Annotated in this window: 31 protein-coding genes; all 31 read right to left on the bottom strand. The window is 54.8% G+C overall.

The annotated features are described in order from the left end of the window. Positions 1 to 61: 61 nt before the first annotated feature. Positions 62 to 526, bottom strand: coding sequence for a bacterioferritin (bfr, locus tag M1B34_RS22500; protein WP_123334540.1), 465 nt, complete (start codon positions 524 to 526; stop codon positions 62 to 64). Positions 527 to 681: 155 nt separating this feature from the next. After that, positions 682 to 2,130: a catalase gene (locus M1B34_RS22495; RefSeq protein ID WP_268261992.1), complete on the bottom strand. Its 1,449-nt coding sequence runs from the start codon at positions 2,128 to 2,130 to the stop codon at positions 682 to 684. A 175-nt stretch (positions 2,131 to 2,305) separates the two neighbouring features. Beyond that, complete coding sequence (gene rplQ, locus M1B34_RS22490; protein ID WP_123334536.1) at positions 2,306 to 2,692, bottom strand: 50S ribosomal protein L17; 387 nt, start codon at positions 2,690 to 2,692, stop codon at positions 2,306 to 2,308. Between the two features lie 42 nt (positions 2,693 to 2,734). Beyond that, positions 2,735 to 3,736: a DNA-directed RNA polymerase subunit alpha gene (locus tag M1B34_RS22485; protein WP_003186012.1), complete on the bottom strand. Its 1,002-nt coding sequence runs from the start codon at positions 3,734 to 3,736 to the stop codon at positions 2,735 to 2,737. Positions 3,737 to 3,758: 22 nt separating this feature from the next. Continuing rightward, positions 3,759 to 4,379: a 30S ribosomal protein S4 gene (gene rpsD, locus M1B34_RS22480; RefSeq protein WP_003176404.1), complete on the bottom strand. Its 621-nt coding sequence runs from the start codon at positions 4,377 to 4,379 to the stop codon at positions 3,759 to 3,761. 18 nt (positions 4,380 to 4,397) lie between these two features. After that, positions 4,398 to 4,787 (bottom strand): 30S ribosomal protein S11, encoded by a 390-nt coding sequence (gene rpsK / locus M1B34_RS22475; RefSeq protein ID WP_007924177.1) that lies wholly within the window; start codon positions 4,785 to 4,787, stop codon positions 4,398 to 4,400. Between the two features lie 30 nt (positions 4,788 to 4,817). Then, positions 4,818 to 5,174 carry a 30S ribosomal protein S13 gene (gene rpsM, locus M1B34_RS22470; RefSeq protein ID WP_003186020.1) on the bottom strand — a complete coding sequence of 119 codons (357 nt, stop codon included), beginning with the start codon at positions 5,172 to 5,174 and terminating at the stop codon, positions 4,818 to 4,820. A 130-nt stretch (positions 5,175 to 5,304) separates the two neighbouring features. Continuing rightward, positions 5,305 to 5,421 (bottom strand): 50S ribosomal protein L36, encoded by a 117-nt coding sequence (gene rpmJ / locus M1B34_RS22465; protein ID WP_002555468.1) that lies wholly within the window; start codon positions 5,419 to 5,421, stop codon positions 5,305 to 5,307. A 24-nt stretch (positions 5,422 to 5,445) separates the two neighbouring features. Then, positions 5,446 to 6,774, bottom strand: a complete 1,329-nt coding sequence (gene secY / locus M1B34_RS22460) for a preprotein translocase subunit SecY (protein ID WP_003210064.1) — start codon at positions 6,772 to 6,774, stop codon at positions 5,446 to 5,448. Then, entirely contained in the window at positions 6,775 to 7,212 is a 438-nt protein-coding gene (gene rplO / locus M1B34_RS22455; RefSeq protein WP_123334534.1) for a 50S ribosomal protein L15, read from the bottom strand. Between the two features lie 3 nt (positions 7,213 to 7,215). Continuing rightward, positions 7,216 to 7,392: a 50S ribosomal protein L30 gene (gene rpmD / locus M1B34_RS22450; protein ID WP_003176408.1), complete on the bottom strand. Its 177-nt coding sequence runs from the start codon at positions 7,390 to 7,392 to the stop codon at positions 7,216 to 7,218. Positions 7,393 to 7,394: 2 nt separating this feature from the next. Continuing rightward, positions 7,395 to 7,895: a 30S ribosomal protein S5 gene (gene rpsE, locus M1B34_RS22445; RefSeq protein WP_003186035.1), complete on the bottom strand. Its 501-nt coding sequence runs from the start codon at positions 7,893 to 7,895 to the stop codon at positions 7,395 to 7,397. Positions 7,896 to 7,898: 3 nt separating this feature from the next. After that, on the bottom strand, positions 7,899 to 8,249 hold the full coding sequence (gene rplR, locus M1B34_RS22440; RefSeq protein WP_003186037.1) for a 50S ribosomal protein L18: 351 nt from the start codon (positions 8,247 to 8,249) through the stop codon (positions 7,899 to 7,901). 10 nt (positions 8,250 to 8,259) lie between these two features. Beyond that, entirely contained in the window at positions 8,260 to 8,793 is a 534-nt protein-coding gene (gene rplF, locus M1B34_RS22435) for a 50S ribosomal protein L6 (RefSeq protein ID WP_123334532.1), read from the bottom strand. A gap of 12 nt (positions 8,794 to 8,805) precedes the next feature. Further along, positions 8,806 to 9,198, bottom strand: a complete 393-nt coding sequence (gene rpsH / locus M1B34_RS22430) for a 30S ribosomal protein S8 (RefSeq protein WP_017848802.1) — start codon at positions 9,196 to 9,198, stop codon at positions 8,806 to 8,808. Between the two features lie 207 nt (positions 9,199 to 9,405). Then, a complete protein-coding gene (gene rpsN, locus M1B34_RS22425; RefSeq protein ID WP_003228726.1) occupies positions 9,406 to 9,711 on the bottom strand; it encodes a 30S ribosomal protein S14 in 306 nt (101 codons plus the stop codon). Between the two features lie 13 nt (positions 9,712 to 9,724). Beyond that, positions 9,725 to 10,264, bottom strand: coding sequence for a 50S ribosomal protein L5 (gene rplE, locus M1B34_RS22420; RefSeq protein WP_003210069.1), 540 nt, complete (start codon positions 10,262 to 10,264; stop codon positions 9,725 to 9,727). 20 nt (positions 10,265 to 10,284) lie between these two features. Beyond that, complete coding sequence (rplX, locus tag M1B34_RS22415; protein ID WP_007896770.1) at positions 10,285 to 10,599, bottom strand: 50S ribosomal protein L24; 315 nt, start codon at positions 10,597 to 10,599, stop codon at positions 10,285 to 10,287. Positions 10,600 to 10,610: 11 nt separating this feature from the next. Next, the gene (gene rplN, locus M1B34_RS22410; protein WP_002555479.1) at positions 10,611 to 10,979 is read right to left on the bottom strand and encodes a 50S ribosomal protein L14; all 369 of its coding nucleotides are present in this window, start codon (positions 10,977 to 10,979) and stop codon (positions 10,611 to 10,613) included. Between the two features lie 23 nt (positions 10,980 to 11,002). Then, positions 11,003 to 11,269, bottom strand: coding sequence for a 30S ribosomal protein S17 (gene rpsQ, locus M1B34_RS22405; RefSeq protein WP_003194644.1), 267 nt, complete (start codon positions 11,267 to 11,269; stop codon positions 11,003 to 11,005). Positions 11,270 to 11,271: 2 nt separating this feature from the next. Then, a complete protein-coding gene (rpmC, locus tag M1B34_RS22400) occupies positions 11,272 to 11,463 on the bottom strand; it encodes a 50S ribosomal protein L29 (protein ID WP_002555481.1) in 192 nt (63 codons plus the stop codon). Next, complete coding sequence (rplP, locus tag M1B34_RS22395) at positions 11,463 to 11,876, bottom strand: 50S ribosomal protein L16 (protein WP_025262050.1); 414 nt, start codon at positions 11,874 to 11,876, stop codon at positions 11,463 to 11,465. Before rplP ends, rpmC begins: the two co-directional genes overlap by 1 nt. 12 nt (positions 11,877 to 11,888) lie before the next feature. Further along, positions 11,889 to 12,575: a 30S ribosomal protein S3 gene (gene rpsC / locus M1B34_RS22390; protein ID WP_123334530.1), complete on the bottom strand. Its 687-nt coding sequence runs from the start codon at positions 12,573 to 12,575 to the stop codon at positions 11,889 to 11,891. 13 nt (positions 12,576 to 12,588) lie between these two features. Continuing rightward, positions 12,589 to 12,921 (bottom strand): 50S ribosomal protein L22, encoded by a 333-nt coding sequence (gene rplV, locus M1B34_RS22385; protein ID WP_003103908.1) that lies wholly within the window; start codon positions 12,919 to 12,921, stop codon positions 12,589 to 12,591. Between the two features lie 13 nt (positions 12,922 to 12,934). Continuing rightward, entirely contained in the window at positions 12,935 to 13,210 is a 276-nt protein-coding gene (gene rpsS / locus M1B34_RS22380) for a 30S ribosomal protein S19 (RefSeq protein WP_002555486.1), read from the bottom strand. A gap of 16 nt (positions 13,211 to 13,226) precedes the next feature. After that, complete coding sequence (rplB, locus tag M1B34_RS22375) at positions 13,227 to 14,051, bottom strand: 50S ribosomal protein L2 (protein WP_123334528.1); 825 nt, start codon at positions 14,049 to 14,051, stop codon at positions 13,227 to 13,229. 14 nt (positions 14,052 to 14,065) lie between these two features. Next, a complete protein-coding gene (rplW, locus tag M1B34_RS22370) occupies positions 14,066 to 14,365 on the bottom strand; it encodes a 50S ribosomal protein L23 (RefSeq protein WP_002555488.1) in 300 nt (99 codons plus the stop codon). Continuing rightward, positions 14,362 to 14,964 (bottom strand): 50S ribosomal protein L4, encoded by a 603-nt coding sequence (rplD, locus tag M1B34_RS22365; RefSeq protein ID WP_123334526.1) that lies wholly within the window; start codon positions 14,962 to 14,964, stop codon positions 14,362 to 14,364. Before rplD ends, rplW begins: the two co-directional genes overlap by 4 nt. A gap of 12 nt (positions 14,965 to 14,976) precedes the next feature. Then, positions 14,977 to 15,612: a 50S ribosomal protein L3 gene (rplC, locus tag M1B34_RS22360; RefSeq protein ID WP_003186059.1), complete on the bottom strand. Its 636-nt coding sequence runs from the start codon at positions 15,610 to 15,612 to the stop codon at positions 14,977 to 14,979. An 80-nt stretch (positions 15,613 to 15,692) separates the two neighbouring features. Beyond that, a complete protein-coding gene (rpsJ, locus tag M1B34_RS22355; RefSeq protein ID WP_003186070.1) occupies positions 15,693 to 16,004 on the bottom strand; it encodes a 30S ribosomal protein S10 in 312 nt (103 codons plus the stop codon). A 141-nt stretch (positions 16,005 to 16,145) separates the two neighbouring features. Beyond that, positions 16,146 to 16,910: elongation factor Tu (locus M1B34_RS22350; RefSeq protein WP_268266265.1), on the bottom strand; the 765-nt coding region annotated here is incomplete at its 5' end.

Here is a 16,910-nt window from a genome sequence, read left to right as displayed (position 1 = left end):
CAGTACTGGCCAACGAAACAGATGCGATCGCTCGCGACCCTGAGTGAACGTCGGCAGGCTATCAGAACTGGGATTGCAGGTAGTTCTCCAGACCGATCGACTTGATCAGGCCCAACTGCTTCTCCAGCCAGTAGGTGTGATCTTCTTCGGTGTCGGCCAGTTGAATACGCAGAATGTCGCGGCTGACATAGTCTTTGTGCAGCTCACAGAGCTCGATGCCCTTGCACAGCGCAGCGCGCACTTTGTATTCCAGGCGCAAATCGCTGGCGAGCATCTCGGGGACCGTGGTACCGGTGTCCAGATCGTCTGGACGCATGCGCGGCGTGCCCTCGAGCATCAAGATACGACGCATCAGTGCGTCGGCGTGTTGTGCCTCTTCTTCCATCTCGTGGTTGATACGCTCGTAGAGCTTGCTGAAGCCCCAGTCTTCGTACATCCGCGAATGGATGAAATATTGGTCACGTGCTGCCAGTTCGCCCGTCAGCAACGTGTTGAGGTAATCGATTACGTCCGGGTGACCTTGCATCGCCCTACATCTCCCTGCTTGAAAGCCGATAGTTTGAACCAAGCTGACTGGAAGGTCACTTGAAAAACGCTAACAAAGTGAAGATTTTCAGAGAAAAGTAGTCGAAATAACGCAAAAACCGCCCAAATGAGGGCGGTTCTGCTTCTTATTTAGAGTTAGTTAAGCGATACACCCAATGCACGAGCAATCCCTTCCCCATAAGCAGGATCTGCCTTGAAGAAGTGCTGCAGTTGGCGTTGAACCACATCAGTACTGACGCCGCCCATGGCACCGGCGATGTTGTTGATCAACAACGCCTTCTGCTCGTCATTCATCAGGCGGAACAGCGCACCAGCGTGGCTGTAGTAGTCAGTGTCTTCACGGTGATCGTAACGATCTGCAGCACCGCTCAGGGCCAAGGCCGGCTCTGCGTAACGTGGCGCTTGCTTAGGAGCGTCCGCATAGCTGTTTGGCTCATAGTTAGGTGTTGCGCCGCCATTGCTGCCAAAGGCCATGGCACCGTCACGCTGGTAGCTGTTTACCGGGCTCAGGGGTGCATTGACCGGCAACTGCTGGTGATTGGTGCCTACACGGTAGCGGTGCGCATCGGCGTAGGCGAATACGCGGCCTTGCAGCATGCGGTCCGGCGACAAGCCAACGCCCGGAACCATGTTGCTTGGACCGAACGCAGCCTGCTCAACCTCGGCAAAGTAGTTGAGCGGGTTGCGGTTAAGCTCCAACTCACCCACCTCAATCAGCGGGAACTCTTTCTGCGACCAGGTCTTGGTCACATCGAAGGGGTTCTCGTAATGAGCCGCAGCCTGGGCCTCGCTCATGATCTGGATGCAGACACTCCATTTAGGGAAGTCACCCCGCTCAATGGCATTGAACAGGTCACGCTGGGCGTAATCCGGATCAGTCCCGGCCAGGCGCGCAGCTTCCGCCGGAGCGAGGTTCTTGATGCCTTGCTTGGTCTTGTAATGCCATTTCACCCAGTGACGTTCACCGGTGGCGCTGATAAGGCTGTAGGTGTGGCTACCAAAGCCGTGCATGTGACGGTAACCGTCAGGAATGCCACGGTCCGAAAACAGGATGGTGACCTGGTGCAGCGCCTCAGGCGAATGAGACCAGAAGTCCCACATCATCTGCGCGCTTTTCAGATTGCTCTGGGGCAGGCGCTTTTGGGTGTGGATAAAGTCAGGGAACTTCAGCGGATCGCGGATGAAGAACACCGGGGTATTGTTGCCGACGATGTCCCAGTTACCTTCTTCGGTATAGAACTTCAGGGCGAAACCCCGTGGATCGCGCTCAGTGTCAGCCGAGCCGCGCTCGCCACCCACAGTGGAGAAGCGCAGGAAAGTCGGCGTTTGTTTACCCACAGACTCGAACAGCTTGGCGCTGGTGTACTGAGTAATATCGCGAGTGACCGTGAAGGTACCGTAAGCACCCGAGCCTTTAGCGTGTACACGGCGCTCTGGGATGTTTTCACGGTTGAAGTGAGCGAGCTTCTCGATCAGGTGAAAATCGTCGAGCAGCAGCGGGCCACGAGGGCCGGCGGAACGGGAGTTCTGGTTATCAGCGACAGGAGCGCCACTGGCGGTAGTAAGAGTTTTGGTCTGGCTCATGCTCTATTTTCCTCTGTCAGGCTTGAAACTGCCGGCTAATCGGCTGACAAGGATTATTGACCATGAATATGACAACAGCCAATGCATTACACATTGCCTAACGATAGAAATAGCTAATACATCAGACAACAAAAAACCGGGCACAAGGCCCGGTTTTTCGTTTCAGACTGACGTCTTACTCAGCGGATACAGCTTCACCGCCGGCAGCACGATCAACCAACTCGACGTACGCCATAGGCGCGTTGTCGCCAGCGCGGAAACCGCACTTGAGGATGCGCAGGTAGCCACCCTCACGGGTAGCGTAACGCTTGCCCAGGTCGTTGAAGAGCTTACCAACGATAGCTTTCGAACGAGTACGGTCGAAAGCCAGACGGCGGTTAGCCAGGCTGTCTGTCTTGGCCAAAGTGATCAGCGGCTCAGCAACGCGACGCAGTTCTTTAGCTTTCGGCAGTGTAGTTTTGATCAGCTCGTGCTCGAACAGCGACACCGCCATGTTTTGAAACATGGCCTTGCGGTGCGAGCTGGTGCGGCTCAGGTGACGCCCACTTTTACGATGACGCATGGTTCATTCCTTACCAAACACAACGTTCGGTGATTACGACGATCAGGCAGTCGCCTTGTCGTCCTTCTTAAGACTTGCAGGCGGCCAGTTGTCGAGGCGCATGCCGAGGGACAGACCGCGGGAGGCCAGAACGTCCTTGATTTCAGTCAAGGATTTCTTGCCCAGGTTCGGAGTCTTCAACAGTTCTACTTCGGTACGCTGAATCAGGTCACCGATGTAGTAAATGTTTTCCGCCTTAAGGCAGTTAGCCGAACGTACAGTCAGTTCCAGATCGTCAACCGGGCGAAGCAGGATCGGATCGATCTCGTCTTCCTGCTCGACTACCACTGGCTCACTGTCACCTTTGAGGTCGACGAACGCAGCCAACTGCTGTTGCAGGATGGTTGCAGCACGACGGATGGCCTCTTCAGGATCCAGGGTACCGTTGGTTTCCAGATCAATAACCAGCTTGTCCAGGTTAGTACGCTGCTCGACACGGGCGTTTTCCACCACGTATGCGATACGGCGAACCGGGCTGAACGAAGAGTCAAGCTGCAAGCGACCAATGCTGCGGCTTTCGTCTTCATCGCTCTGACGCGAGTCGGCCGGTTCATAACCACGACCACGAGCTACGGTGAGCTTCATGTTCAGGGCGCCGTTAGACGCCAGGTTAGCGATTACGTGATCGGGATTAACGATCTCGACATCATGATCCAGCTGAATATCGGCAGCGGTAACCACCCCCGAACCCTTCTTCGACAAGGTCAGCGTAACTTCGTCACGGCCGTGCAGCTTGATAGCCAGACCTTTAAGGTTCAACAGGATTTCAATTACGTCTTCCTGTACACCTTCGATGGCGCTGTACTCGTGGAGCACACCGTCAATCTCGGCCTCGACTACTGCACAGCCGGGCATTGAGGACAACAGGATGCGGCGCAGCGCGTTGCCCAGGGTGTGGCCAAAACCACGCTCGAGAGGCTCGAGGGTGATCTTGGCGCGGGTTGGACTGACAACCTGCACATCAATATGGCGGGGTGTCAGAAACTCATTTACCGAAATCTGCATGGATGCACCTATTTTCTAGCCCTTACTTGGAGTAGAGCTCGACAATCAGGCTTTCGTTGATGTCGGCGGACAGATCACTGCGAGCTGGAACGTTCTTGAAAACGCCCGACTTCTTCTCAGTGTCTACTTCTACCCATTCTACGCGGCCACGTTGGGCACACAGATCGAGAGCTTGGACAATGCGAAGTTGGTTTTTTGCTTTCTCGCGAACAGCAACCACGTCACCAGCACGAACCTGGTAGGACGGAACGTTAACGGTTTGACCGTTTACGCTGATCGACTTGTGCGATACCAGCTGACGGGATTCGGCACGAGTAGAACCAAAGCCCATACGGTATACAACGTTGTCCAGACGGCATTCGAGCAGTTGCAACAGGTTTTCGCCGGTTGCGCCTTTCTTGCCAGCTGCTTCTTTGTAGTAGCCGCTGAATTGACGCTCGAGAACGCCGTAGATACGACGGACCTTCTGCTTTTCACGCAGTTGGGTGCCGTAGTCGGACTGGCGACCGCGGCGTTGGCCGTGGATACCAGGTGCTGCTTCGATGTTGCACTTGGATTCGATAGCGCGCACGCCGCTCTTCAGGAAGAGATCGGTGCCTTCGCGACGAGCCAGTTTGCATTTTGGACCAATGTAACGAGCCATTCTTTACAATCTCCTGGATTACACGCGGCGCTTCTTCGGCGGACGGCACCCGTTGTGCGGGATTGGCGTCACGTCGGTGATGCTGGCGATCTTGTAGCCACAGCCGTTCAAAGCGCGGACTGCGGATTCACGACCTGGACCTGGACCCTTGACGTTAACGTCGAGGTTTTTCAGGCCGTATTCCAGCGCAGCTTGACCAGCGCGTTCAGCAGCTACTTGAGCAGCGAACGGGGTGGACTTGCGGGAACCGCGGAAACCCGAACCACCGGAGGTAGCCCAGGAAAGAGCGTTACCTTGACGGTCGGTAATGGTCACGATGGTGTTGTTGAAAGACGCGTGGATGTGGGCGATGCCATCAACCACTGTCTTTTTAATCTTTTTACGAGGACGAGCAGCAGGTTTTGCCATGACTAAATTCCTGTCGATTCGCTGGTGCGATTACTTGCGGATCGGCTTACGCGGACCTTTGCGAGTACGCGCGTTGGTCTTGGTACGCTGACCGCGCACTGGAAGACCACGACGATGGCGCAGACCGCGGTAGCAGCCCAGGTCCATCAAGCGTTTGATTTTCATGTTGATTTCGCGACGCAGGTCACCTTCAGTGGTGAACTTCGCCACTTCGCCACGCAGCTGTTCAATTTGCTCGTCGCTCAGATCTTTGATCTTTGCTGCTGGGTTTACCCCAGTCACTGCACAGATCTTCTGTGCAGTAGTGCGACCAACACCATAGATGTAGGTCAGCGAGATAACAGTATGCTTGTTATCTGGAATGTTAACGCCTGCAATACGGGCCATTCAGTGGGACTCCAATTGACAGCTACCTACGCCCCGGAAGCCAAGAAATAGGGCGCGAGATAATATCGCTGTAATAACAAATAATCAACCCGGCAGCGCACTAGCTGCCGGGCTTGAAGCACAATCACACTCAGCCTTGGCGCTGTTTGTGACGCGGTTCCGCGCTGCAAATTACTCGAACAACACCTTCGCGGCGAATAATCTTGCAGTTACGGCACAGCTTTTTCACCGATGCACGAACTTTCATCACCAACTCCTCGAACCTTATGGGTCAGCGCAGCATGCCGCTGCCGTAACCCTTCAGGTTGGCTTTCTTCATCAGGGATTCGTACTGGTGCGAAACGAGGTGCGATTGTACTTGGGACATAAAGTCCATAACAACCACGACCACGATCAGCAACGAGGTCCCGCCAAGGTAGAACGGAACGTTTGCTGCAACCACCAGGAATTGGGGCAACAGGCACACGGCCGTCATATATAGAGCACCGAACATGGTCAAGCGGGTCAGAACGCCATCAATGTAGCGCGCCGACTGCTCACCTGGACGGATGCCCGGAATAAAGGCACCGGACTTCTTCAGGTTTTCCGCTACGTCTTTCGGATTGAACATCAACGCCGTATAGAAGAAGCAGAAGAAAATAATCCCTGCACTAAACAGCAGAATATTCAACGGCTGACCAGGAGCGATCGACTGCGAGATGTCCTGCAACCAGCCCATACCTTCAGACTGACCGAACCAGGCACCCAACGAAGCCGGAAACAGCAAAATGCTGCTCGCGAAGATAGCAGGAATTACACCGGCCATATTCACTTTCAGCGGCAAGTGGCTAGTCTGCGCAGCAAAAACCTTGCGGCCCTGCTGACGCTTGGCGTAGTGAACAGCGATACGACGCTGGCCACGCTCAATGAACACCACAAAACCGATAATCGCTACTGCCAGCAAACCGATGGCAACCAAGGCGAAAATGTTGATATCACCCTGACGTGCAGACTCGAAAGACTGCCCAATCGCTCTCGGAAGACCGGCGACGATACCTGCGAAAATCAACATCGAGATACCGTTGCCAACACCACGCTCAGTAATCTGCTCACCCAGCCACATCATGAACATTGCGCCAGCCACAAAAGTGGATACCGCAACGAAATGGAAGCCAAAGTCACCAGTGAACGCAACACCCTGCCCGGCCAAGCCAACGGACATGCCGATAGCTTGAACCAGAGCGAGGATGACAGTGCCGTAGCGGGTGTACTGGCTGATCTTGCGACGGCCAGCTTCACCTTCCTTCTTCAACTGCTCCAGCTGCGGACTGACGGCGGTCATCAGCTGCATGATGATCGATGCCGAAATGTACGGCATGATCCCCAGTGCAAAGATGCTCATCCGCTCCAGCGCGCCGCCGGAAAACATGTTGAACAAGCTAAGAATGGTCCCCTCATTCTGTCGAAACAGGTCTGCGAGTCGGTCAGGGTTGATACCTGGAACCGGGATGTGTGCGCCTATTCGGTAGACGATAATCGCCAGGAACAGAAAACGCAGACGAGCCCAGAGTTCAGACATACCGCCTTTGCCGAGCGCAGAGAGAGCACCTTGCTTAGCCATTTATTCCTCGAACTTGCCGCCAGCTGCTTCGATAGCCGCACGCGCACCTTTGGTGGCGCCGATTCCCTTTCCGATGGTGACAGCGCGAGTAACTTCGCCGGACAGCATGATTTTCACACGCTGAACGTTGACGTTGATCACGTTGGCATCTTTCAGGGACTGCACGGAGACGATGTCGCCTTCCACTTTAGCCAGCTCGGACAGACGCACTTCTGCGCGATCCATGGCCTTCAGGGAAACGAAACCGAACTTCGGCAGGCGACGATGCAGCGGCTGTTGACCGCCTTCAAAGCCTGGAGCAATGGTGCCACCGGAGCGGGAAGTCTGACCTTTGTGGCCACGGCCACCAGTCTTACCCAAACCACTACCGATACCACGGCCCGGACGATGCTTTTCGCGACGGGAACCCGGCGCTGGACTCAGATCATTGAGTTTCATCGATTAACCCTCGACACGCAGCATGTAGTAAGCCTTGTTGATCATCCCGCGATTCTCGGGAGTATCCTGGACTTCTACAGTGTGACCGATGCGACGCAGACCCAGACCCTTAACGCACAGTTTGTGGTTAGGGATGCGGCCGGTCATGCTTTTGATCAGCGTTACTTTTACGGTAGCCATGATCAGAAGATCTCCTTGACGCTTTTGCCACGCTTGGCAGCAATGGACTCAGGAGACTGCATTGCTTTCAAACCTTTGAAAGTGGCGTGAACCACGTTTACCGGGTTAGTCGAGCCGTAGCACTTGGCCAGAACGTTCTGAACGCCAGCAACTTCGAGAACAGCACGCATAGCGCCGCCAGCGATGATACCGGTACCTTCAGAAGCAGGCTGCATGTACACCTTCGAAGCGCCGTGAGCGGACTTCATTGCGTACTGCAGAGTGGTGCCGTTCAGATCAACTTGGATCATGTTGCGACGAGCAGCTTCCATTGCCTTCTGGATCGCAGCAGGCACTTCACGCGACTTGCCACGGCCGAAGCCAACACGGCCTTTACCATCACCAACCACGGTCAACGCGGTGAAGGTGAAGATACGGCCGCCTTTAACGGTTTTGGCTACGCGGTTAACTTGAACCAGCTTCTCAATGTAGCCTTCGTCGCGCTTTTGGTCGTTATTTGACATAACTTAGAACTCCAGCCCAGCTTCACGAGCAGCATCAGCCAGCGCCTTGACGCGACCGTGGTACTTGAAGCCAGAGCGGTCGAAAGCCACCTGCGAGACGCCAGCGGCTTTAGCACGCGTAGCGACCAGCTGGCCAACCTTAGTGGCCGCGTCGATGTTGCCAGTGGCGCCATCACGCAGTTCTTTATCCAAAGTCGAGGCACTTGCCAGGACTTTGTTGCCGTCGGCCGAAATGACCTGGGCGTAGATGTGCTGCGAAGAGCGGAACACGCAGAGACGCACGACTTCGAGTTCGTGCATTTTCAGGCGTGCTTTGCGAGCGCGACGCAGTCGAGTAACTTTTTTGTCGGTCATTTGCTATGCCCTACTTCTTCTTGGCTTCTTTACGACGGACGACTTCGTCCGCGTAGCGCACACCTTTACCTTTGTAAGGCTCTGGTGGACGGAAGTCGCGGATCTCAGCGGCCACTTGACCTACCAGCTGCTTATCGATGCCCCGGATCAGGATATCGGTCTGGCTAGGAGTCTCAGCGGTGATGCCTTCCGGCAGTTCGTAATCCACTGGATGCGAGAAGCCGAGGGCCAGGTTCAGCACTGTGCCTTTTGCTTGTGCCTTGTAACCAACACCGACCAGCTGGAGCTTGCGCTCGAAGCCTTGGCTTACGCCTTGGACCATGTTGTTTACCAACGCACGAGTGGTACCGGCCATTGCGCGAGTTTGTTGGTCGCCATTGCGAGCAGCGAAACGCAGCTCACCAGCTTCCTCAACCACTTCAACGGACGAGTGTACGTTCAGTTCGAGAGTGCCCTTGGCACCCTTCACCGAAAGCTGTTGGCCGGCGAATTTAACTTCGACACCAGCTGGCAGCTTAACGGGGTTCTTAGCGACGCGAGACATGCTTATCCCCCCTTAGAACACAGTGCAAAGAACTTCGCCGCCGACACCGGCAGCGCGCGCAGCACGATCAGTCATCACACCCTTGTTGGTGGAGACGATAGACACGCCGAGACCGCCACGTACTTTTGGCAGATCTTCAACGGACTTGTACTGACGCAAGCCTGGACGGCTGACGCGCTTCACTTCCTCGATGACCGGACGGCCTTCGAAGTACTTCAGCTCGATGGACAGCAGAGGTTTGATTTCGCTGCTGATCTGATAACCCGCGATGTAGCCTTCGTCTTTCAGGACTTTTGCTACAGCCACCTTCAACGTGGAAGACGGCATGCTTACGACGGACTTTTCAGCCATCTGGGCATTACGGATTCGAGTTAGCATGTCCGCTAACGGGTCCTGCATACTCATGGGCTAGACGCTCCTAATACAAAAAAATTAGCCTTGCGGCTACTACTTGTCGCCGAGAAATTCCGGGCAAAAAACACGGGCTCAGGCGAGCCGGGTATTCTAGACACACCCCAGAAATGAATCAAGCCCCAAAAGGGGCTTGATTCATGTTCAAGGCCACCGATGGTCAGGATCTTGCGAACCTGGACATCGGGACTTCGATAGCTATTACCAGCTGGCTTTAACCAGACCTGGTACGTCACCACGCATTGCAGCTTCACGCAGCTTGTTACGGCCAAGGCCGAACTTGCGGTAAACGCCGTGCGGACGACCAGTCAGGCGGCAGCGGTTACGCATGCGCGAAGCGCTTGCGTCACGTGGCTGCTTCTGCAGAGCTACGGTAGCTTCCCAACGAGCTTCTGGACTTGCGTTCAGATCCACGATGATAGCTTTCAGCGCTGCACGCTTGGTGGCGTACTTGGCAACAGTGAGCTGACGCTTCAGCTCACGGTTTTTCATGCTCTTCTTGGCCATTTTCCTACTCCAATCAGTTGCGGAACGGGAATTTGAAAGCACGCAGCAGAGCGCGGCCTTCATCATCGTTCTTAGCAGTGGTGGTCAGGGTAATGTCCAGACCGCGGAGAGCATCGATCTTGTCGTAATCGATTTCCGGGAAAATGATCTGCTCTTTCACGCCCATGCTGTAGTTGCCACGACCATCGAAGGACTTGGCATTCAGGCCGCGGAAGTCGCGAACCCGAGGCAGGGAGATCGACAGCAGACGATCCAGGAACTCGTACATACGCTCACGGCGCAGGGTCACTTTGACGCCGATCGGCCAACCTTCACGGACTTTAAAGCCAGCGATGGATTTCCGAGCGTAGGTCACAACGACTTTCTGGCCGGTGATCTTTTCCAGGTCAGCAACAGCGTGCTCGATGACTTTTTTGTCGCCGATCGCTTCGCCCAGACCCATGTTCAGGGTGATTTTGGTAACGCGCGGAACTTCCATCACGTTCGAAAGCTTAAGTTCTTCCTTAAGTTTCGGAGCGATTTCCTTCCGGTAAATCTCTTTTAGTCGTGCCATGGTCTTCTACCTAGCAGTGTTCAAGCATCAACCGCTTTTTGGGTCGACTTGAAGACACGAATTTTCTTGCCGTCTTCTACTTTGAAACCAACGCGGTCAGCCTTGTTGGTTTCGCCGTTGAAAATGGCGACGTTGGAAGCGTGCAGTGGCGCTTCTTTCTCGACGATACCGCCCTGTACGCCCGACATCGGGTTAGGCTTGGTATGACGCTTGACCAGGTTCAGGCCACCGACGACCAGACGGTCATCAGCCAGAACCTTAAGCACCTTACCGCGCTTACCTTTGTCTTTGCCGGCGATCACGATGATCTCGTCGTCACGACGAATCTTTTGCATGTCGGATCTCCTTACAGCACTTCTGGGGCGAGCGAGACGATCTTCATGAACTTCTCAGTACGAAGTTCACGGGTCACTGGCCCAAAGATACGGGTGCCGATCGGCTCTTGCTTGTTGTTCAACAGAACAGCAGCGTTGCCATCAAAGCGGATGATGGAGCCGTCAGCACGACGAACGCCATGGCGAGTGCGGACTACAACAGCAGTCATCACTTGGCCTTTTTTCACCTTACCGCGAGGAATTGCTTCCTTGACGGTAACTTTGATGATGTCACCGATACCAGCGTAACGACGATGGGAGCCACCCAGCACCTTGATGCACATAACGCGGCGAGCGCCGCTGTTATCGGCCACATCGAGCATGGATTGAGTCTGAATCATATAATTTCTCCGACCCTTAGCCCTTAGACTTCCACAGCGCGTTCGAGAACATCAACCAGGGCCCAAGATTTGGTCTTGGCCATCGGACGAGTTTCACGAATAGTGACCTTGTCGCCGATGTGGCACTGGTTGGTTTCGTCGTGCGCGTGCAGCTTAGTCGAACGCTTAACGTATTTACCGTAGATCGGGTGCTTAACGCGACGCTCAATCAGAACGGTGATGGTCTTGTCCATCTTGTCGCTGACAACACGGCCAGTCAGCGTACGGACAGTTTTTTCGGCTTCAGCCATGATTACTTACCTGCCTGCTGGTTGAGCACAGTCTTCACGCGAGCGATGTCACGCTTAACTTGCGAGAGCAGATGAGACTGCCCCAACTGGCCAGTTGCTTTCTGCATGCGCAGATTGAACTGGTCGCGCAGCAGGCCGAGCAGTTGCTCGTTCAGCTGCTGTGCGGATTTTTCACGAAGTTCATTCGCTTTCATCACATCACCGTCCGCTTAACAAAGGAGGTGGCGAGCGGCAGCTTTGCAGCAGCCAGGGCGAAAGCCTCACGCGCCAGCTCTTCAGTAACACCCTCGATTTCATACAGGACTTTGCCTGGCTGAATCTGGGCAACCCAATATTCCACGTTACCCTTACCTTTACCCATCCGAACTTCGAGGGGCTTTTTGGAGATAGGCTTGTCCGGGAATACACGGATCCAGATCTTGCCGCCACGCTTAACGTGACGGGTCAGTGCACGACGCGCTGACTCGATCTGACGAGCGGTGAGACGACCACGAGCAACAGACTTCAGCGCGAACTCGCCGAAGCTGACTTTGCTACCGCGCAATGCCAGACCACGGTTGTGGCCGGTCATTTGCTTGCGGAACTTCGTACGCTTTGGTTGCAACATTTGGCGTACCCCTTACTTAGCAGCTTTTTTACGAGGCGCTGGTGCTTGTGGTTTCAGTTCTTCTTGGCGACCACCAATTACTTCGCCTTTGAAGATCCAAACCTTCACACCGATCACACCATAAGTGGTGTGAGCTTCGTAGATGGCATAGTCGATATCGGCACGCAGGGTGTGCAATGGCACACGACCTTCGCGATACCATTCAGTACGCGCGATTTCAGCACCGCCGAGACGACCGCTCACTTGGATTTTGATGCCTTTGGCACCAATGCGCATGGCGTTCTGTACAGCGCGCTTCATAGCGCGACGGAACATTACACGACGCTCCAGCTGCTGAGCTACGCTCTGCGCAACCAGCATACCGTCGAGCTCCGGCTTGCGGATCTCTTCGATATTGATGTGCACAGGCACACCCATTTGCTTGGTCAGGTCCTGACGCAGTTTCTCAACATCTTCACCTTTCTTGCCGATCACGATGCCGGGACGAGCGGTGTGGATGGTGATGCGTGCAGTTTGGGCCGGACGATGGATATCGATACGGCTCACGGACGCGCTTTTTAGTTTGTCTTGGAGATACTCACGCACATTCAGATCTGCGAGCAAATAGTCCGCATAAGTCCGACCGTCTGCGTACCAGACGGAGGTGTGCTCCTTGACGATTCCCAGGCGAATGCCAATGGGATGTACTTTCTGACCCATCTCTTCGACTCCGTTACTTGTCAGCAACCTTGACAGTGATATGGCAAGACCGCTTGACGATGCGATCAGCACGGCCTTTGGCACGTGGCATGATGCGCTTCAGCGAACGCCCTTCGTTGACGAAAACGGTGGAGACCTTCAGGTCATCAACGTCTGCGCCTTCGTTATGCTCGGCGTTGGCTACGGCCGACTCCAGCACTTTCTTCATGATCTCGGCGGCTTTCTTACTGCTGAAAGCCAACAGGTTGAGCGCTTCGCCCACCTTCTTCCCGCGGATCTGGTCGGCGACCAAGCGGGCTTTCTGGGCGGAGATTCGAGCGCCCGACAACTTAGCGGCTACTTCCATCGTTCCTTACCCCTTAACGCTTGGCTTTCTTGTCTGCCACGTGCCCACGATAAGTGCGGGTACCGGCAAACTCGCCCAGTTTGTGGCCGACCATGTCTTCGTTCACGAGAACTGGAACATGTTGACGACCGTTATGCACAGCAATGGTCAGACCGACCATTTGTGGCAGGATCATGGAACGGCGCGACCAGGTCTTAACTGGTTTGCGATCGTTCTTTTCCGCCGCCACTTCGATCTTCTTCAGTAGGTGAAGATCAATAAAAGGACCTTTTTTCAGAGAACGTGGCACTGTCGTATCCCTCTATTTACTTGCGACGACGGACGATCATTTTGTCGGTACGCTTATTACCACGAGTCTTCGCGCCCTTAGTCGGGAAGCCCCATGGCGATACCGGATGACGACCACCAGAGGTACGACCTTCACCACCACCGTGTGGGTGGTCAACCGGGTTCATGGCAACACCACGAACGGTTGGGCGAACGCCACGCCAGCGTTTGGCACCAGCTTTACCCAGCGAACGCAGGCTGTGCTCGGAGTTCGAGACTTCGCCCAGGGTCGCACGGCATTCAGCCAGGACTTTACGCATTTCACCGGAGCGCAGACGCAGGGTCACGTAGACGCCTTCACGCGCAACCAGCTGAGCCGAAGCACCAGCGGAACGAGCGATTTGCGCGCCTTTACCTGGCTTCAGTTCGATGCCGTGTACGGTGCTACCAACTGGAATGTTACGCAGTTGCAGAGCGTTGCCCGGCTTGATCGGCGCCAAAGCACCTGCGATCAGCTGGTCGCCAGCGCTCACGCCTTTAGGGGCAATGATGTAGCGACGCTCGCCATCTGCGTACAGCAGCAGAGCGATGTGAGCAGTACGGTTTGGATCGTATTCGATACGCTCGACAGTGGCAGCGATGCCATCTTTGTCGTTGCGACGGAAGTCGACCAGACGATAATGCTGCTTATGACCACCACCGATGTGACGAGTGGTAATACGGCCATTGTTGTTACGACCACCAGACTTCGATTTTTTCTCGAGCAGCGGTGCGTGAGGAGCGCCTTTATGCAGCTCCTGGTTGACCACCTTGACCACAAAACGGCGGCCAGGGGAAGTCGGTTTGCATTTAACGATTGCCATGATGCACCCCTTCCTTACTCAGCACTGCTGCTGAAATCGAGATCTTGGCCTGGCTGAAGGGAGATAACTGCCTTCTTCCAGTCATTACGCTTGCCCAGACCGCGAGCAGTGCGCTTGCTCTTACCCAGAACATTCAGGGTAGTAACACGCTCTACTTTCACGCTGAACAGGCTTTCGACGGCCTTCTTGATTTCCAGCTTGGTTGCATCAGTAGCAACCTTGAAAACGAACTGGCCTTTCTTGTCTGCCAGAACCGTAGCCTTCTCGGAAACGTGCGGGCCAAGCAGAACTTTAAATACGCGTTCCTGGTTCATCCCAGCAGCTCCTCGAATTTCTTCACGGCCGACACGGTGATCAACACCTTGTCGTATGCGATCAGACTAACTGGATCGGAACCTTGCACGTCACGAACATCAACGTGTGGCAGGTTACGAGCAGCCAGGTACAGGTTCTGATCAACAGCATCAGACACGATCAGGACATCAGTCAGACCCATGCCATTCAGCTTGTTCAGCAGATCTTTGGTTTTCGGTGCTTCAACAGCGAAGTCCTGAACCACGACCAGACGATCAGTACGCACCAGCTCAGCAAGGATGGAACGCATTGCTGCGCGATACATCTTCTTGTTCAGCTTTTGGGAGTGATCCTGTGGACGAGCTGCGAAAGTGGTACCGCCGCCGCGCCAGATTGGGCTACGGATAGTACCGGCACGAGCACGGCCAGTACCTTTCTGACGCCATGGGCGCTTACCGCCACCACGAACGTCGGAACGGGTCTTTTGCTGCTTGCTACCTTGACGGCCGCCGGCCATGTAGGCCACGACTGCTTGGTGAACCAGCGTCTCGTTGAACTCGCCGCCAAATGTCAGTTCGGAAACTTCGATCGCTTGAGCGTCATTTACATTTAATTGCATGTCAGCTTCCCCTTAACCGCGAGCCTTGGCTGCTGGACGTACAACCAGGTTGCCGCCAGTAGCGCCAGGAACAGCGCCCTTGACCAACAACAGATTGCGTTCAGCGTCCACGCGCACTACTTCCAGGGACTGCACGGTCACGCGCTCAGCGCCCATATGACCGGACATTTTTTTGCCCTTGAATACACGACCAGGAGTCTGGCACTGGCCGATAGAGCCTGGGACGCGGTGGGATACGGAGTTACCGTGGGTGTTATCTTGCCCGCGGAAATTCCAGCGCTTGATCGTACCCTGGAAGCCTTTACCTTTGGACTGACCGGTTACATCAACCAGTTGACCAGCAGCGAAGATTTCAGCGTTGATCAGATCGCCGGCCTGGTACTCGCCTTCTTCAAGACGGAATTCCATTACGGTACGACCAGCGGCAACGTTCGCTTTAGCGAAGTGGCCAGCTTGAGCAGCTGTTACACGCGAAGCACGACGCTCGCCGACAGTGACTTGCACTGCACGATAGCCATCGGTCTCTTCAGTTTTGAACTGGGTGACGCGATTCGGCTCGATCTCAATGACCGTGACCGGAATGGAGACACCTTCTTCGGTGAAAATACGGGTCATACCGCATTTACGACCGACTACACCAATAGTCATGTTGTAAACCTCATGAGTGTACGGGGCTTTCACCCGCTATGGCCGCCCATTTCAGAGCGTTACACGACTAAGACCGAGTCTTAGCCGAGGCTGATCTGCACTTCCACACCGGCCGCAAGATCGAGCTTCATAAGAGCATCAACGGTTTTATCCGTTGGCTGGACGATGTCCAGTACGCGCTTATGAGTACGGATCTCGTACTGGTCACGCGCGTCTTTGTTGACGTGCGGGGAGACCAGAACGGTGAACCGCTCTTTACGGGTAGGCAGTGGAATTGGACCACGCACTTGAGCACCAGTACGTTTCGCGGTTTCCACGATTTCCTGGGTGGATTGGTCGATCAGGCGATGGTCAAAAGCCTTCAACCTGATACGGATTTGCTGATTTTGCATTGGATTTCAGACTCCGGCTGCTATTCCCACCGGGCGCACTGCGCCCGTTAAAAGGAGGCGCAATTCTATAGACGCCCCAGATAGGTGTCAACCCAATAAAAAAGCCCCCGCTAGGCGGGGGCTCTTTCAAATCATCGACTATTACTCGATGACTTTGGCTACGACGCCAGCGCCGACGGTACGACCGCCTTCACGGATAGCGAAACGCAGACCATCTTCCATCGCGATGGTTTTGATCAGAGTGACAGTCATCTGGATGTTGTCACCTGGCATTACCATTTCAACGCCTTCTGGCAGCTCGCAGTTACCAGTCACGTCAGTAGTACGGAAGTAGAACTGTGGACGGTAGCCTTTGAAGAACGGAGTATGACGACCGCCTTCTTCCTTGCTCAGAACGTAAACTTCTGCAGTGAACTTGGTGTGCGGCTTAACGGTACCTGGCTTAACCAGAACCTGGCCACGCTCAACGTCGTCACGCTTGGTGCCACGCAGCAGAACGCCGCAGTTCTCACCAGCACGACCTTCATCGAGCAGCTTACGGAACATTTCAACGCCGGTGCAGGTAGTTTTCTGAGTATCGCGCAGACCAACGATCTCAACTTCTTCCTGGATGCGAACAATGCCACGCTCAACACGACCAGTTACCACGGTGCCACGACCGGAGATCGAGAACACGTCTTCGATTGGCATCAGGAACGGTTTGTCGATTGCACGCTCTGGCTCTGGGATGTAGCTGTCCAGAGTTTCTACCAGACGCTTAACAGCGGTGGTACCCATTTCGTTGTCGTCTTGGCCGTTCAGAGCCATCAGAGCCGAACCGATGATGATTGGAGTGTCATCACCTGGGAAGTCGTAAGTGCTCAGCAGATCGCGCACTTCCATCTCAACCAGTTCCAGCAGCTCTGC

Source organism: Pseudomonas morbosilactucae, assembly GCF_023241715.1.
Classification (GTDB): domain Bacteria; phylum Pseudomonadota; class Gammaproteobacteria; order Pseudomonadales; family Pseudomonadaceae; genus Aquipseudomonas; species Aquipseudomonas morbosilactucae.
The sequence above is the reverse complement of the archived record's forward strand: the minus strand, read 5'-3'. Positions and strand labels throughout refer to the sequence as shown.

What these genes read in the sequence shown, in the direction of transcription:
- rplO (WP_123334534.1), bottom strand. Translation starts at nt 7,212, where the DNA reads ATGAAACTCAATGATCTGAGTCCAGCGCCGGGTTCCCGTCGCGAAAAG.
- rplF (WP_123334532.1), bottom strand. Translation starts at nt 8,793, where the DNA reads ATGTCTCGCGTCGCTAAGAACCCCGTTAAGCTGCCAGCTGGTGTCGAA.
- M1B34_RS22485 (WP_003186012.1), bottom strand. Translation starts at nt 3,736, where the DNA reads ATGCAGATTTCGGTAAATGAGTTTCTGACACCCCGCCATATTGATGTG.
- rplW (WP_002555488.1), bottom strand. Translation starts at nt 14,365, where the DNA reads ATGAACCAGGAACGCGTATTTAAAGTTCTGCTTGGCCCGCACGTTTCC.
- bfr (WP_123334540.1), bottom strand. Translation starts at nt 526, where the DNA reads ATGCAAGGTCACCCGGACGTAATCGATTACCTCAACACGTTGCTGACG.
- rpsE (WP_003186035.1), bottom strand. Translation starts at nt 7,895, where the DNA reads ATGTCAAATAACGACCAAAAGCGCGACGAAGGCTACATTGAGAAGCTG.
- rplD (WP_123334526.1), bottom strand. Translation starts at nt 14,964, where the DNA reads ATGCAATTAAATGTAAATGACGCTCAAGCGATCGAAGTTTCCGAACTG.
- secY (WP_003210064.1), bottom strand. Translation starts at nt 6,774, where the DNA reads ATGGCTAAGCAAGGTGCTCTCTCTGCGCTCGGCAAAGGCGGTATGTCT.
- rplV (WP_003103908.1), bottom strand. Translation starts at nt 12,921, where the DNA reads ATGGAAGTAGCCGCTAAGTTGTCGGGCGCTCGAATCTCCGCCCAGAAA.
- rplR (WP_003186037.1), bottom strand. Translation starts at nt 8,249, where the DNA reads ATGACCGACAAAAAAGTTACTCGACTGCGTCGCGCTCGCAAAGCACGC.
- rplP (WP_025262050.1), bottom strand. Translation starts at nt 11,876, where the DNA reads ATGTTGCAACCAAAGCGTACGAAGTTCCGCAAGCAAATGACCGGCCAC.
- rpsM (WP_003186020.1), bottom strand. Translation starts at nt 5,174, where the DNA reads ATGGCCCGTATTGCAGGCGTTAACATTCCAGATAACAAGCATACTGTT.
- rpmJ (WP_002555468.1), bottom strand. Translation starts at nt 5,421, where the DNA reads ATGAAAGTTCGTGCATCGGTGAAAAAGCTGTGCCGTAACTGCAAGATT.
- rpmC (WP_002555481.1), bottom strand. Translation starts at nt 11,463, where the DNA reads ATGAAAGCGAATGAACTTCGTGAAAAATCCGCACAGCAGCTGAACGAG.
- rpsQ (WP_003194644.1), bottom strand. Translation starts at nt 11,269, where the DNA reads ATGGCTGAAGCCGAAAAAACTGTCCGTACGCTGACTGGCCGTGTTGTC.
- rpsN (WP_003228726.1), bottom strand. Translation starts at nt 9,711, where the DNA reads ATGGCCAAGAAGAGCATGAAAAACCGTGAGCTGAAGCGTCAGCTCACT.
- rpsK (WP_007924177.1), bottom strand. Translation starts at nt 4,787, where the DNA reads ATGGCAAAACCTGCTGCTCGTCCTCGTAAAAAGATTAAAAAGACAGTG.
- rpsH (WP_017848802.1), bottom strand. Translation starts at nt 9,198, where the DNA reads ATGAGTATGCAGGACCCGTTAGCGGACATGCTAACTCGAATCCGTAAT.
- M1B34_RS22495 (WP_268261992.1), bottom strand. Translation starts at nt 2,130, where the DNA reads ATGAGCCAGACCAAAACTCTTACTACCGCCAGTGGCGCTCCTGTCGCT.
- rpmD (WP_003176408.1), bottom strand. Translation starts at nt 7,392, where the DNA reads ATGGCTACCGTAAAAGTAACGCTGATCAAAAGCATGACCGGCCGCATC.
- rpsC (WP_123334530.1), bottom strand. Translation starts at nt 12,575, where the DNA reads ATGGGTCAGAAAGTACATCCCATTGGCATTCGCCTGGGAATCGTCAAG.
- rplN (WP_002555479.1), bottom strand. Translation starts at nt 10,979, where the DNA reads ATGATTCAGACTCAATCCATGCTCGATGTGGCCGATAACAGCGGCGCT.
- rpsJ (WP_003186070.1), bottom strand. Translation starts at nt 16,004, where the DNA reads ATGCAAAATCAGCAAATCCGTATCAGGTTGAAGGCTTTTGACCATCGC.
- rplC (WP_003186059.1), bottom strand. Translation starts at nt 15,612, where the DNA reads ATGACTATTGGTGTAGTCGGTCGTAAATGCGGTATGACCCGTATTTTC.
- rplQ (WP_123334536.1), bottom strand. Translation starts at nt 2,692, where the DNA reads ATGCGTCATCGTAAAAGTGGGCGTCACCTGAGCCGCACCAGCTCGCAC.
- rplE (WP_003210069.1), bottom strand. Translation starts at nt 10,264, where the DNA reads ATGGCACGACTAAAAGAGATTTACCGGAAGGAAATCGCTCCGAAACTT.
- rplB (WP_123334528.1), bottom strand. Translation starts at nt 14,051, where the DNA reads ATGGCAATCGTTAAATGCAAACCGACTTCCCCTGGCCGCCGTTTTGTG.
- rpsD (WP_003176404.1), bottom strand. Translation starts at nt 4,379, where the DNA reads ATGGCTCGTTACATTGGTCCAAAATGCAAACTGGCTCGTCGCGAAGGC.
- rplX (WP_007896770.1), bottom strand. Translation starts at nt 10,599, where the DNA reads ATGCAAAAGATTCGTCGTGACGACGAGATCATCGTGATCGCCGGCAAA.